General features: G+C 59.6%; 12 protein-coding genes. 6 read left to right on the top strand and 6 right to left on the bottom strand.

Features of this window, described 5'->3' with window-relative positions:
- Nucleotides 1-120 precede the first annotated feature (120 nt).
- From FHW37_RS20945 to FHW37_RS33675, 3 genes are all read left to right on the top strand, one after another.
- On the top strand, nucleotides 121-2,166 hold the full coding sequence (locus FHW37_RS20945; RefSeq protein ID WP_145639899.1) for an NAD(+) synthase: 2,046 nt from the start codon (nucleotides 121-123) through the stop codon (nucleotides 2,164-2,166).
- 78 nt (nucleotides 2,167-2,244) lie between these two features.
- Nucleotides 2,245-2,940: a superoxide dismutase gene (locus FHW37_RS20940; protein ID WP_145639898.1), complete on the top strand. Its 696-nt coding sequence runs from the start codon at nucleotides 2,245-2,247 to the stop codon at nucleotides 2,938-2,940.
- Nucleotides 2,941-3,003: 63 nt separating this feature from the next.
- The gene (locus FHW37_RS33675) at nucleotides 3,004-3,165 is read left to right on the top strand and encodes a hypothetical protein (protein ID WP_186458341.1); all 162 of its coding nucleotides are present in this window, start codon (nucleotides 3,004-3,006) and stop codon (nucleotides 3,163-3,165) included.
- A gap of 5 nt (nucleotides 3,166-3,170) precedes the next feature.
- On the opposite strand, the gene FHW37_RS20935 is transcribed toward FHW37_RS33675, so the two are convergent.
- The 4 genes from FHW37_RS20935 to FHW37_RS20920 all read right to left on the bottom strand — a co-directional run bounded on the left by FHW37_RS20935 (nucleotide 3,171) and on the right by FHW37_RS20920 (nucleotide 7,593).
- Nucleotides 3,171-4,199 (bottom strand): acyltransferase family protein, encoded by a 1,029-nt coding sequence (locus FHW37_RS20935; protein WP_145639897.1) that lies wholly within the window; start codon nucleotides 4,197-4,199, stop codon nucleotides 3,171-3,173.
- Between the two features lie 48 nt (nucleotides 4,200-4,247).
- Complete coding sequence (locus tag FHW37_RS20930) at nucleotides 4,248-5,534, bottom strand: O-antigen ligase family protein (protein ID WP_145639895.1); 1,287 nt, start codon at nucleotides 5,532-5,534, stop codon at nucleotides 4,248-4,250.
- A 10-nt stretch (nucleotides 5,535-5,544) separates the two neighbouring features.
- Nucleotides 5,545-6,801, bottom strand: coding sequence for a polysaccharide biosynthesis/export family protein (locus FHW37_RS20925; protein WP_145639892.1), 1,257 nt, complete (start codon nucleotides 6,799-6,801; stop codon nucleotides 5,545-5,547).
- A gap of 111 nt (nucleotides 6,802-6,912) precedes the next feature.
- Nucleotides 6,913-7,593: a sugar transferase gene (locus tag FHW37_RS20920; protein ID WP_145639891.1), complete on the bottom strand. Its 681-nt coding sequence runs from the start codon at nucleotides 7,591-7,593 to the stop codon at nucleotides 6,913-6,915.
- A 734-nt stretch (nucleotides 7,594-8,327) separates the two neighbouring features.
- Here FHW37_RS20920 and FHW37_RS34520 point away from each other — a divergent pair.
- Both FHW37_RS34520 and FHW37_RS20910 read left to right on the top strand, forming a co-directional pair.
- Nucleotides 8,328-8,621, top strand: coding sequence for an exopolysaccharide production repressor protein (locus tag FHW37_RS34520; protein WP_145639889.1), 294 nt, complete (start codon nucleotides 8,328-8,330; stop codon nucleotides 8,619-8,621).
- A gap of 87 nt (nucleotides 8,622-8,708) precedes the next feature.
- On the top strand, nucleotides 8,709-9,752 hold the full coding sequence (locus FHW37_RS20910; RefSeq protein WP_145639887.1) for a glycosyltransferase family 2 protein: 1,044 nt from the start codon (nucleotides 8,709-8,711) through the stop codon (nucleotides 9,750-9,752).
- 89 nt (nucleotides 9,753-9,841) lie between these two features.
- On the opposite strand, the gene FHW37_RS20905 is transcribed toward FHW37_RS20910, so the two are convergent.
- Together FHW37_RS20905 and FHW37_RS20900 are read right to left on the bottom strand one after the other, a co-directional pair.
- On the bottom strand, nucleotides 9,842-10,801 hold the full coding sequence (locus FHW37_RS20905) for a polysaccharide pyruvyl transferase family protein (RefSeq protein WP_145639886.1): 960 nt from the start codon (nucleotides 10,799-10,801) through the stop codon (nucleotides 9,842-9,844).
- 37 nt (nucleotides 10,802-10,838) lie between these two features.
- Complete coding sequence (locus FHW37_RS20900) at nucleotides 10,839-11,822, bottom strand: glycosyltransferase family 2 protein (RefSeq protein WP_145639884.1); 984 nt, start codon at nucleotides 11,820-11,822, stop codon at nucleotides 10,839-10,841.
- A gap of 109 nt (nucleotides 11,823-11,931) precedes the next feature.
- Between FHW37_RS20900 and FHW37_RS20895 the strand changes: the two genes are divergently transcribed.
- Nucleotides 11,932-13,416, top strand: coding sequence for a lipopolysaccharide biosynthesis protein (locus tag FHW37_RS20895; RefSeq protein WP_145639881.1), 1,485 nt, complete (start codon nucleotides 11,932-11,934; stop codon nucleotides 13,414-13,416).
- Nucleotides 13,417-13,468: the final 52 nt, after the last annotated feature.

Genomic DNA, 13,468 nt, shown 5'->3' with positions numbered 1-13,468 from the left:
GTTTGGTGAGGGCCATTATCTTAATTCTGGGCAAATGACTGGCAGAAACGCCCATCTCACGCTAATCACCCTATGCGCGTTTTCGGACGCCGATCGGTGAGGATGACTGCGGAGCTGCCAATGAATTTCCATTCGCCCTATAGCCACGGTTTCATCCGGGCTGCTGCCTGCACGCCCGCCTGCGAGATCGCCGATCCGGAATTCAACGCCCGCTCCATGCTGGAACTGGCGCGTGAAGGCCATGAGCGTCAGGTGGCGCTGATGGTGTTTACCGAACTCGGGATTTCCGGTTACGCGCTCGACGATCTTTTCGGCCAGGATGCGCTGCTCGATGCGGTCGAGGAGGGGCTGCGGACGATGGTGGAAGCGAGCAAAACGCTGCTGCCGGTCATGCTGGTCGGGGCGCCGCTGCGCCATGAAGGGCGGTTGTTCAACTGCGCCGTCGTCATTCATGCCGGCCGCATTCTCGGTGTCGTGCCGAAGACGCATCTGCCGAACTATCGCGAGTTTTATGAAAAGCGCTGGTTCGCCTCGGGACGCACGGTGCGGGAATCGATGATTTCGGTTGCCGGCGAGACGGTGCCATTTGGTGTCGACCTGCAGTTTGCGGCGCAGGAAATGCCGGATTTCATCTTTCACGTCGAAATCTGCGAGGATGTCTGGTTGCCGGCACCGCCTTCGGATTTCGGGGCCATGTCCGGGGCGCTGATCCTCACCAATCTGTCGGCCAGCAACGTCACCGTCGGCAAAGCGGATGTGCGAAAGATGCTGTGCTCGGCGCAGTCGGCGCGGACGTTTTCCGCCTATCTCTATTCGGCGGCGGGGCCGGGTGAATCGACCACCGATCTTGCCTGGGACGGGCAGGCCTGCATCTACGAACTCGGCGAGCTTCTGACCGAGACCGAGCGGTTCCCGACCAAGTCGCAGATGTGCATCGCCGATATCGATGTCGAGCGGCTGAGATTGGAGCGGATGCGCACCGGCACGTTCAACGATGCCGCGACGCTGCACATGACGCCGGCCAAAAGCTTTCGGCGGGTGCTGTTCAATTTCGAGCGGCCGCAGGAAACGGTGGCGCTGGAGCGCGCCGTTCAGCGCTATCCCTTCGTGCCGGCCGATGCCAAAAGGCTCGATCAGGATTGCTACGAAACCTTCAATATCCAGGTTCAGGGCCTGATGAAGCGGTTGAAGACGACCGGCATCAAGAAGCTCTGCATAGGCATTTCCGGCGGTCTCGACTCGACCCATGCGCTGCTGGTTGCGGCAAAAGCCTATGACCAACTCGGCTGGCCGCGCTCCGACATTCTGGGCTTCACCATGCCGGGTTTTGCGACGGGTGACGAGACCAAGTCGAATGCCTGGGCGCTGATGAACGGCATGGGTATCACGGCGGAAGAGATCGATATCCGGCCGCTCGCGACCCAACTTCTGCACGACCTGAAACATCCGTTCAGTGGCGGTGAGCCGGTTTACGATGTGACCTTCGAGAATGTGCAGGCGGGCCTGCGCACCGATTTTCTGTTCCGTGCTGCCAACCAGCGCAATGCGCTGGTGCTCGGCACCGGTGATCTTTCGGAAATCGCGCTCGGCTGGTCCACCTATGGCGTCGGCGACCAGATGAGCCATTATAATGTCAACGCCTCGGTGCCGAAGACGCTGATCCAGCATCTGATCCGCTGGGTCATCAAGACCGAGAGTTTTGACGGCGAGACGGACCAAGTCCTGCAGCGGATTCTCGATACGCTGATTTCGCCCGAACTCGTGCCTGCTGGTGCCGATGGCGTGATGCAGAGCACCGAGGACAAGATCGGTCCTTACGACCTGCATGATTTCACGCTCTATTATCTCACCCGTTTCGGCCTGAAACCGTCCAAGATCGCCTATATGGCGCTGCAGGCCTGGGGCGATGTCGATGCCGGCCAATGGCCGGCGCATTTTCCGGACGAGAAAAAGCGGCAGTTCGAATTGCCGGTCATCAAGCGCTGGCTCGAAACCTTTCTGTTCCGCTTCTTCACCATCAGCCAGTTCAAGCGTTCGGCCTCGCCGAACGGCCCAAAAGTCACGTCCGGCGGCTCGCTTTCGCCGCGCGGCGACTGGCGGGCGCCGTCGGATGGCAATGGCCGGGTCTGGCTGAAGGAACTGAAGGACAATGTGCCGGACGCATGAGTTCGGGCGAGCGTTGTCTTTGAAACCTATCCGGGTCTCTGCGGGTTCTTCCTTTATCGAGAGATAAAGGAGGACCCCATGGACATGACACGACGCACGGTGCTGACGGCGACGGCCGTCACGGCAACCGCTGCCGCATTCACCACGGCCGCCCCGCATATCGCCCGCGCGGCGCTGCCGATCGAGCAGCCGAAACTGCCGTTCACCGAAGGTGACCTGGCGCCGACGATATCTTCGAAGACGGTCGGGCTGCATTACGGCAAACATCACAAGGCCTATTTCGACAAGCTCAATACGCTCGCCAAGGGCACGAAATATGCCGACATGAAGCTGGAGGAGATCGTTGTTGCCGCTGCCAAGTCGGAAGCCGACAAGAAGATCTTCAACAATGCCGCCCAGGCCTGGAACCATGTTGCCTATTGGGACCAGTTCGTGCCGCATGGGCCGAACCGGCCGATGGGCGATCTTGCCACCGATATCAACGGCACGTTCGGCGATTACGAGGGTTTCATCAAGCGGGCCATTACCGTATCGGACGAAGTGTTTGGCACTGGCTGGGTCTGGCTGACCCGCGACGATGACAAGAAGCTGGCGCTGATCGGGTATGAGGACGGCAACAATCCGGTCGCCGTCGGCAGGCCTGCCTATCTCGGCATCGATATCTGGGAACACGCCTATTATCTCGATTACGAGAACCGCAAGCCGGAGCATATCCGCGCCGTGCTGGACAAGCTGGTCAACTGGCGTGTGGTCGAGGAGCGGATCAAGGCCTGACGGGTGAAAACCGGGGAACCATAGGGCGTTTCCCCGGTTGACCCCGACATGACAGGAGAGAAAATGGCTCAAGATCCATTCGAACCGGTTCCAAATCCCGTGCCGCCAGTACCACCGCCGATCATCCCGGTGCCGCCGATCGACGAACCGGAACCCGACAGGCTGCCGGATGAAAATCCTATTCCCAATCCGGACGAAAACGACCAGCCGCCGAAATATGCCTGATGGTCTTAACGGGCGAGGCGGCGGTTTGGCAGGCGCCAGAGCGCCGTCCGCTTGCCCTTGATCAGCGCCTGGATCGGGCGCTCTATTCCCTCATAGGCGATGATGCCGATCACCGTGCCGGCGCAGAAGGCGAGGCCAAGCGTGATGGCTCCCGGCAGGTGCAGCGACATGCCGAGCTTGACGACGACCGAGACTGCAAATGTGTGCCAGAGATAGATGGAATAGGATGCGTCGCCGAGATAGGCGAGGGCCGGCATGTTCGGCAATTTTCCGCGGGTCTCGACGGAGAGCGCACCGGTGACGAGGATCAGAGCCAGCGGACCGCAGGTCAGCGCATCGAAATCGAGTTTCAGGATCTGGATCGCGGCAAATCCTGCCAGTCCGATGACGACCATCACCATGCCGACCGGAGCGGGCGGCAGATAGCCGTTCCGCCACGCCTTTGCGAGAGCTGCGCCGGCGACGAATTCCAGAATGACGGGCGCCATGTAGAAGGCGAGAATCCGGTCTTCCGGCTGCAGCATCGTGCCACCAGCCACGACCAGAAGGCCGAAAATTGTGGCCAGCAGCGGCAGGCGCAGGCGGGATGGCGCGAGCAGTGTCAGCGCGAAGACGAGGTAGAAAAAGATTTCGTAATTCAGCGTCCAGCCCTGGACGAGAACCGGCCAGAGATCACCGGTGCTGGGGGAGGGCATGGGAAAGAACAAGAAGGATGCAAGCGTGTGGCCGAATTCGAGCTTCAGGTTCGGGAAGAGGCCGATGACCGCGCCGATGATCATTGCAAGCGTCGCCAGCCAGTAGGAGGGCGCGATGCGCAGAAGGCGGTTCCAGAGAAAGCCGCTCGGGCTCAATGGGCGGCTTGTCGGGCGGTTGTCGCTGATCGCCACCATGATGAAACCGCTCACCACGAAGAACACATCGACGCCGGCCGCACCGATCTGGAAATGCACGCCGCTGCGCTCGCCGGCATGGAAAACGACGACCGCAAGGGCTGCGAGCGCGCGCAGATACTGGATGGAATAAAGCGTCGGCATCCTGGACTTCCCTGATCGGTATCTAAGAGGCTTGGCCAGAGGGGCTGATCAGCCCATCTGGACGCTGCGTTGGCTCTGGACGATTTGATTGGGGCCGAAATGCTTGGCACGCGGCTGCGCGGTGGATTTCTGCCGTGCGGTCAGCTTGCCTGCGGCGAAATAGAAGAGGAAGGAACCCACGTGATACGGGTTCAGGATGTCGATCTCGACGAAGGAGCGGATCATCAGAAGGCAGGCAACACTGAAGAGAAGCAGCGAATCCGGCGTGTAACCGAAGGTCAGCAGCCGCTTAAGGTGACCAATGAAGGTGGTGAGCAGGATGCTGACCAGCAACAGCAGGCCGATAAAGCCCGTCTCGACGGTCGTCTCGATATAGGTGTTGTGAAAATGGAAGCCGCTGCGGCCGGTAATGCCGAAATCGTCCCAAAGGCGTTCCGCATCGGGAAAGCCGACCACCCAGAAGCTCTGGTAGCCAATGCCGAGCATGGGGTTGCGCGCGGCTGCTTCTATGCCGTTCTGCCAGAGATAGGTGCGGCCGGTCAGGGTCGAATCCTTGCCGAAAAGGCCGAGAATGACGTCGATGCCGCCGGATTGCAGGGCAGCGACCACGGCGGCAAAGCCGAGGATGAGGGCGGCTGCAAATATTCCGCGCCGGTTTTTTGGCGAAAAGAACATGAAGGCCTGCATGCCCATGCAGATCGCCACGATGCCAATCGTGGTGATGACTGAGGTGGCCGATTGCGCGGCTGCGAGGCAGTAGGCGGAAAGAAGCGCGTTGACGCCGGCCGCCGCTAGCCAGAGCCGGCGGGCGCCGAACACCATCACCGTCGCATAGGAAAACAGGATGCCGAGCGAAGCGTAGAAGCCGAGCTGGTTCTTCGACGAAAAGGCGCCGACGAAACCGAACGAGCCGTCGATCGAATCGAACGTATAGGTGCCGAACAGGATCGAATAAACCAGAACCAGCGCCACACCGACGACACCGCCGCGCGTCAGTGTGCGGACGCTTACCGTTCGCATGGCAATCAGCGCGCAGATGACATGGGTCAGATACTGGATCGCCGTACGCAACGAGATGCCGAAGGCCGGCGCCCAGAAGGACGAGACGAAACAGAAGGTCGCAAAGGTGAAAATCCAGAAATAGCGCGAATAGCTGCCGAGCGCCTTTTTATAATCGGCAGCGACGAGTAGGAACCAGACCCCGTAATAGGCAAGGATCGAGATCTGTCCGAAACGACTGGAATAGGCGAAGACGAAGAAGGACAGGGCTATCGCGGCAATGCCGTATAGCTCGTTCCTGTCCTGATCGATCAGGGCCGATTTGGCGATCCTCATGCAGAAAGCCTCACTGCATCAACAGTTCCGAGGTGACCTTGATCACGTCTCCGGGCAGAAGTGCCGTATTCTCGTCGACCGCGACTTCCTTGGCACCCTGACCTTCGTCACGGACGACCGTGTATTTGATCGTCGCGGCCTTGCGGGTCGGGTCGAACTGCAGCGCTTCGGCAGACTGGGTCAGCGCTTCCGACATCAGCTGGCGGCTGGTCGTCAGCTGCAGGCCGAGTTTTTCCAGTTCCGCCTCGGTATCCTGCAGTTCCTTGGCGCGCTGGGCGACCCAGTCATTGCGCAGGTTGATTTCGTCCTGATCCGCCTTGCTGATCGACTGTTTTGCCTGCAGCGTGTTGGTGTCGATATCGAGCAGGTTGGTCTCGATCTCGGCGGTGCGCTGTTCGAGCGTGATCAGGCGGTTGTTGTTGGTAATGCCCTGTTCGGTCAGCTTCGACATCTTGTCGCGCGAATCCGAGGCGATCTGCAGCTGGCGTTTCTGGGTCTCGGTCTTCTGCGCCAGCGATTCGACTTCGCTCTGGAGCAGGCCCTTGAGGTCGGTCAGCGATTTCAGCTGCAATTCGTAGCGATCGCGGCGTGATTTCATCAGCGAGCTCTCGCTGTCGATCAGCTGCTGGGCGTTCTTCACGTCCTTCAGATCGGCCGGCATGGCGATTTCCTTGGCGCCATCGACCTCGGCGTGCAGCCGGGCAAGACGAGCGATGAGACGGAAACGCTGATTGTCGTAGACGGCCGCATCACCCTTGGCATTGATGAAGTCGCGGGCAAAACGCTGGCCGGATTCCGAACGACGCAGACCGCCGGCAAGGCTGACGGCCTTGAGTACGGTCAGGTTCGGAGAAAACGGATATTGTCCCGGCGTCGTTACGTCGCCGGCCAAGAAGACCGGGCGGAACTGGGAGATTTCCACCGAGGCCGAAGGGAGGTTTCTGAGCGCGAACTTGTCGCGCAGCTGCTGGCCGATTTCGGTTGCCACTTCGGTCGTCGTCTTGCCCGAAGCCTTGAGGTCGCCGATGAAGGGCAGCGAGAGCTGTCCTGATGGGCCGACCGTATAGTCTCCGCCAACCATGTCCCAGTTGCGGACCGTGCCATCGGCCGGCTGCCATTCCGCAACGCGGATCTGCAGCTTGTCCATGACACCGAGCTTGTAGCCGCTGTCGGCGGCTTGAGAAGACGAGGCGACGGCGCCCGAAAGGACGCCTGTCGCAAGAAGAAGCACGCAGGAACGGCGTGCCGCGGACATGTATTTTTGCATTGGGGACTGCCCTTCAATCGTTTGCAAACGCATCCGGGAGGGAGAGCGTTTGCCCGACGGTTGAGATCGATCGGCCGAAGCCGGTCGTCATGAGGATCGGCTTGAACCGGATCAGTAGCTGCCGCGTGCGAGGCAGACGGCAGGAATGGTCTTCACGATGATGGCAATATCGCGGAAAAGCGACCAGTTCTGGACATAGTGCGTGTCGAACGCGATGCGGCTCTCGTAGGAGACGTCATTGCGGCCGCTGATCTGCCAGAGGCCGGTAAGGCCCGGGCGGGTGCGCAGGTAATAGACTGCAGAGCTGTCATAGACCTTCAACTCTTCATCGACGACCGGGCGTGGGCCAACCACGCTCATTTCGCCTCTGATGATGTTGAGAAGCTGCGGCAGTTCATCGAGGCTGAGCTTGCGAAGCACCTTGCCGACGGTGGTGACCCGGGGGTCATCCTTCAGCTTGCGGGTCTTGCGCCACTCTTCCTGGGCTTCGGGGTTGTTCAGCAGATAGGCGCGCAGGAGTTCGTCTCCGTTGACGGCCATCGTGCGGAACTTCATGCACTTGAATACACGTCCATTGTGCCCGATGCGGCTGTGGCCATAGAAGGCCGGGCCGTTATCGGTCATTTTCACCAGCGCCATGATCATCAGGAAAAGAGGACTGAAAAAGATCAAAGCGCAGGCTGCAGTCGTGACATCAAAGCTGCGTTTCACCAGGCCCCCGATGGGAAGGGTGGCGGGGACCTGTTCAGAGTTCGAAAACGGCGAACCTGCCGAACGTGTCGCTGACTTCATAGAGTGAACTCCATTTAGGTTTGGCGATAGTCGGTGCCTTTACGGCGCGTCATTCCGTGACAATGTGATAATAAGTCTGTGTTCGTAATTTGATGCTAGTGGAATTTTTAGCACCCCCCTGTGCACAAGCGGGCCAGATCGCCTATTAGCGGTTGCTGTTTCAGGCCTCGGGCTTAAAACGATTGAATAGTATCCCCTACAATACTGTCCCTTTCCTGTAATAGCTTTGCCAAGACTAATATTCGACCGCTACCTCTGGTATTGGTGGCGCTCGCGATGAGGGCGGGTTTTAACTAAACCTGCAATTGCTTCTTGGAGGCCCGGCCGAAAGTAACTTGGGGATAGGACCAAAGGCCGATGCGTGTTGCGTCGCAATACAATGTTGCACTGCAATAGTCGCTCTGGTGGTGGCTGACACCTTTGTAACAAAAGTTGAACGGTCAATTGAGCGGTATGGTTGCGTAATACCGCATCGGAAAGGGCCGAGCTGCACTTGTGGCTGAAATGTGGCGAAAGGGTGGTGAAAGCCTGTGGTACCGTGGTAAGAAACGATTTAGGCTGTTTCCCGATAGCGGCTGTCGAGGAGCGGAACCTTACGAAAGTTTCACCAAACTGGGGTCAAAGGGTTTTCCGTATTCCTTGCAACGGCCCCGACCTGCGATCATAATCGTGTTTAGACAGGAGGGGCACCTGCGACCTATAACTGAACAAAAAAGGTGTTCGGGAGGCAAGATATGTATGCACCGCGTGTCTTTGTAAGCATGATCGCCGTCCTCGTCGCATTCGCTGTGGCGGCCTATCTTATGAGCGGCTCGATCTTCACCACAGTTATACAGACGATCATCTGCGCCGTGATCATTCAGGTCGGTTATTTCGTCTGCATCCTCTATCTCGTCCGCCGCGAAAAGCTTGAAGCCGAGCGCAATCGCCCGGATATCGCCGCTGCCCGCGCCAATGCTGTCATTGGAGCCAAGCGCGACGACATCCGTGCCGATCGCCCCGGAAATCTGCCGGCACGGGATATCTGAGCAACAATCTTTTTGTTGCAGTGCTTCCATATGAGGGCCACTTTCCTAGGTTCAGGTTGTCGAGACCGACGAAGGATGGAGTGAGCCATGGCCGGGACTACCGCCCAGACGAGTGACGCCCAGACAAGTGATACCGAGACGATTTGCGTTATCATCGCCGCCAAGAACGCCGCTGATACGATCCAAGCCGCTGTAAAATCAGCTCTTTTTGAAAATCTTGTCAGTGAGGTCGTCGTTGTCGACGATGGATCCACGGACGACACTGCCCAGGCAGCACGGCTTGCCGATGACGGCACGGGGCGCCTCAACATCATTTCTCTCAAGGTCAATCAGGGCCCGTCCGCGGCCCGGAACCAGGCGATCGCCGCCTCCAGCGCGCCGCTGATCGCCATCCTCGATGCCGACGATTTCTTCTTTCCGGGCCGGTTCGAGCCGATGCTCGCCGAGAGCGACTGGGACATGCTGGCCGACAATATCGCCTTCATGGCCGATCCTTCGATGGCAGAGGCGCCTGAGCGCTTCGAGGCCCGCAGCCGGTCTATCTCTTTGATCGAATTTGTAGAAGGCAATATTTCGCAGCGCGGAAAGCCGCGCGGCGAAACGGGCTTTCTGAAACCGGTCATCCGCCGTTCCTTCCTTGAGGAACATGGGCTTCGTTATGACGAGAAGATGCGGCTCGGCGAGGATTACGATCTTTATGTCCGGGCTTTGGCGCGCGGCGCGCGTTACAAGGTGATCGAACATTGCGGTTATGGCGCGGTTGTGCGCGGCAATTCGCTGAGCGCCCGTCACCGCACCCATGATCTGCGCATGCTTTACGAGGCTGACGAGGCAATCCTGTCCGATCCGCTGCTGCCGATGGCGGCGCGCGACGTGATCACCCGCCATCGCGACCATATTCGCGCCCGCTACGAACATCGGGCTTTCCTCGATGTGAAGGCGCAGAACGGGGGAGGGGCGGCGATTTCCTATCTTTTGGGACGCCTGCAATTCGCGCCAGCGGTCTCGACGGCGATATTTTACGACAAGCTGGATGCCTTTCGTGGCAATTCGACGCCGGCAGCGGCCGCTGCCCCGACAGCGATGCGCTATCTCTTGCCCGGCGTGCCGGTGGTCGAGGATCGGTTATAAAAATACGCCCCGGGATCTGCGTGGATCCCGGGGCGATTTGAATTCAAAGGGTTAGCACATGTATTGCGCCGCGAACGGCGCAATACCGGTTACATGTAGTCCCGGCGAATTTCGTCCAGAACCTTCCAGAACCGTTCCTTCTTATCGTTCAGCACCTTGCTCGGGCTGAGCTGCGGTATGGCGCGGCTTGCCTGCCAGAGAGCCAGTGTCGAAGGGGCTGCGAGAACCTGCTTTGCCATGCCGCGCAGGCCGGTCGTCGATGGTTTCGGGCGGGTCATGACGTCGCCATGAGACGTGTCAGCCGGCTCGTGCGCCGGTTCTGGCGCGTGCATTGCCGGCTGTTCGGCGTCAAAACTCATGCCCCAGAACTTTGTCTTCTTGCGCACCGCCTCGGCACGGGTCGAAACCGGCACGAAACGCGGCGCGTAGGTTGCGCCGACCGAGGAGGCCCAGTCGTTCCATTTGAAATCATTGATGGAACCGGACGTGGTCACGGCAATCCACGGCACCCGGAAGGCATCGGCGAGGATCGCGCCGTGCATGGATTCGGCGACGATCAGTTCGGACTGGGCGATATGGCGGATGACCGCCTTCGCCTCGCCACGCGGATCGAGATAGGTGAGGCCCGCCGGCTCGCAGGCCGCCTGCCACATGCCGAATTCCGCGGATTCCCAATGCGGAATGAAGGTTTTCTTGTGGATTTTCGGCAGGTTACGGAATTCCGGCATGTCCGCGATCAGCGCTGCTGGATCGGTAATGCCCATGTCTTCCGGCAGGCCGAGTTTTTGCGCCGTCTTCGGGCCGCGGACGCAGCGGACGTCCCATTCGGGGTCGCGGATATTCGGCGGTTCGCCGTAACCGTAGCCGCTGCCGACCACAAGTTTCTTCTGGCCCGGCGGCAGGAGGACGGGGTTCAAAACCGTGCCGACGCCGACCAGCATGACATCCGGATGGACGTCGCGGAAACCGGGAAGAAGGAAATCCCAGAGCCACAGATTGAGGTCGTCACCGAAATTGCCGTGATGCGATGCCCAGTAATAGGGTTTCATGACAGGCCTCCGTTAGATTGTTTCCGGAATTTCTTGGTCATTGTGCGCCCTTTACGGCTGCGCCCCGGCCGAGCTTGCCGGCGCCGAGGGAAAAGGCGGCTCCAATAATGGCCGGGTCACGCATGACCCAGCGGGCGAGCAGGCCGAAATCCGGGCTTTGCCGGCGTTTCACACGGCCGGCCTGGCTCCAGAGAGCCTGCCTGCGGGCGGTGTTTTTGTATTGGGCGATCGAGGCGACATCACCCGGACGCGCCTTGAAACGCTGCTCGAGCGTATCGAGCGCCACCCAGGTGTTGAACTGCTGCCGCAAAAATTCCGGCGAGCGGTTGTCGATGCTGTGAAAGATGTTGAGGCCGGTGCCGCGGGCCGCTCCCGGCTCGTCGCACAGGATGGTGCGGCGGGATTTGAGGATGCAGTCGACGAAGAAAAGCACGTCTTCCGCCGCCAGTCTGAGGCTCGGGTCGAAGCGGACCGAGGAGAAGATTTCGCGCGAGATCGCCATGCAGGAGAGATGCAGAAAGCTCCAGTTTTTCAACATGATGGAGGCAAGGTCCGGCATCTCGATGACCAGCGGCTTTTCGGAAAGACGGGTGCCGCCTTCCTGGGATTCGAGCTGTTTCATGCCAAAATGGTAATAGAACTCTTCGCTTGCCTCCATCGATGCCCAATAGCAGTCGGCACCGAACTTGGTCATGCTGTCGAAGGCGTTCTGAAGGTGGTCGGGAAGCCAGATATCGTCCGAATCGAGCAGTGCTGCGAAACGTGTTTGTGGGGGAATGTTGTCGAGCCCGGTATTGCGGGCGCCCCCCGGTCCGCCATTCGGCTGGAGGATGACATTGATGCGTTCGCGCCAGGCCGGATCGATGTCCTTGAGCTCGATTTGGGCCGGGTGGGGTGACTCGTCATCGACTACGATGATATCAAAATCCTGATAGCTCTGAGCGAATATCGATTTCAGGGCCCGCAAAAGGATGCCGGGCTGTTTTTGATAAAACGGAATAATAATGGTGAACGTCGCCATGTTTTTGCCCCTGCGTTTTCGAAGAATTGCAATCCGGCACCCCATTTGAGCGTCGGAAAGCGGCGGTTCGCTGGCGTAGAATCAACCTCCAATTAAAGGATCGAGACCTATGGCTCCAACCCAAGGCGTGAAGACGATCACGACAAATGTCGGCTGGAGCGTGCTATCAAAGACCGCCACATTCGGGCTGAAATTTGTCACCGTTCCCATTCTGGCAAGACTGCTCACACCAGAAGATTTCGGTTCCGTGGCTGTTGCCCTGACGGTCGTTCAGTTCCTCGCGATGATTGGCGGGGCGGGTCTCACCTCCGCCCTGATCGTCGATCGCGATGGCGGAATGGATACGGTACATACCGTGTTCTGGTCAAATCTGGCGATGGCCGTCGCCATGGCGCTGATCCTTTTCTTCGGTGCGGAAGGTATCGGAACCTGGATGGGCGCTGCCCAAAGTGCCAATCTTCTCAAGATCATGGCCTTCCTCATCCCATTGCAGCTGACGGCCGATGTCGCCTATTCGCTGCTTGCCCGGCAGATGAATTTCAGCAAGGACGCGATCCTCAGCACCGTCTCGGAAACCAGTGCGGCGCTGCTGGCGCTCGCTCTCGCCTTTGCCGGTTTTGGCGTCTGGGCGCTGGTCGTGCAGCTTTTTGCGGCCGCTCTGATTCGCCTCGTCGGCCTGTTTTCGATCACCCGCTACATGCCGCGTTTCGTCATCAAGCCGGACAGGATGATGCCGCTGCTGCGCTACTCTTCGGGGCTGATGGGATCGGAAATGGCGAACTTCGTCACCTTCCAGGCGCCGATGGTGGTGATTGCCCGCGTGCTCACGCTTGCGGATGCCGGCGCCTATTCGGCGGCCAACCGGTTTGCCAGCATTCCGAACCAGGTCGTGCTCTCGGCCGTGATGGGCGTGCTGTTCCCAGCCTTCAGCATGATGGGTGACGATCGCAAGCGGCGGTCGGATGCGCTGATCTTTTCCACGCAGGTGATGACCGTCATCCTCGCGCCGGCCATGTTCGGGCTTTGGGCGGTGGCGGAGCCGGCCATGCTGATCCTGTTCGGTCCGCAATGGGCCTATGCCTGGCCGGTTCTTGGACTTCTGGCGCTTTCGAAGGCGATCGTCACGCCCTGCAGCACGTTCATCCCCTATCTCAAGGGCACCGGGCATAGCCAGGTCCTGTTCTGGTCGGCGGTTCTCAGGGCGATCGCGACGACGATCGGCATTGGTGGCGCCGCCTATTACGGCAATCTGGTCGATGCGATGGTGGCGCTCTGCGTCGTCAACGCCATCACGCTGGTCGGTTATTCCTGGGCGGTTTTCCGGGTCGATGGCATTCCGTTCTGGTGGGGCATGCTCACCAGCAGCCGCTCGATGATCACCTCGCTGATCATGGGCGTCGCTGTCCGGCTCTTCCTGCATGCCTTCGCAGACCAGCTGACCAGCCCCTATCTGCAGCTCTTCGCCGGTGCCGTGGTCGGCGGCGTGATTTATGCCGTGCTTTTCTTCGCCACCGAGAGGGCGCTGGTGCGCAAGGTGCTGGGCATGGTGAAGCGGCGTCGGGGCGGTGCTGCAGCCGATGCGCCGGCCGCCTGATTTGGTCACAGGTTTGCCTTATTTGAGCCACAATTAGACCCCGGCCAGCCTC

Origin of the sequence: Neorhizobium alkalisoli (genome assembly GCF_007829835.1) — a bacterium.
GTDB lineage: Bacteria > Pseudomonadota > Alphaproteobacteria > Rhizobiales > Rhizobiaceae > Neorhizobium.
The sequence above is the reverse complement of the archived record's forward strand: the minus strand, read 5'-3'. Positions and strand labels throughout refer to the sequence as shown.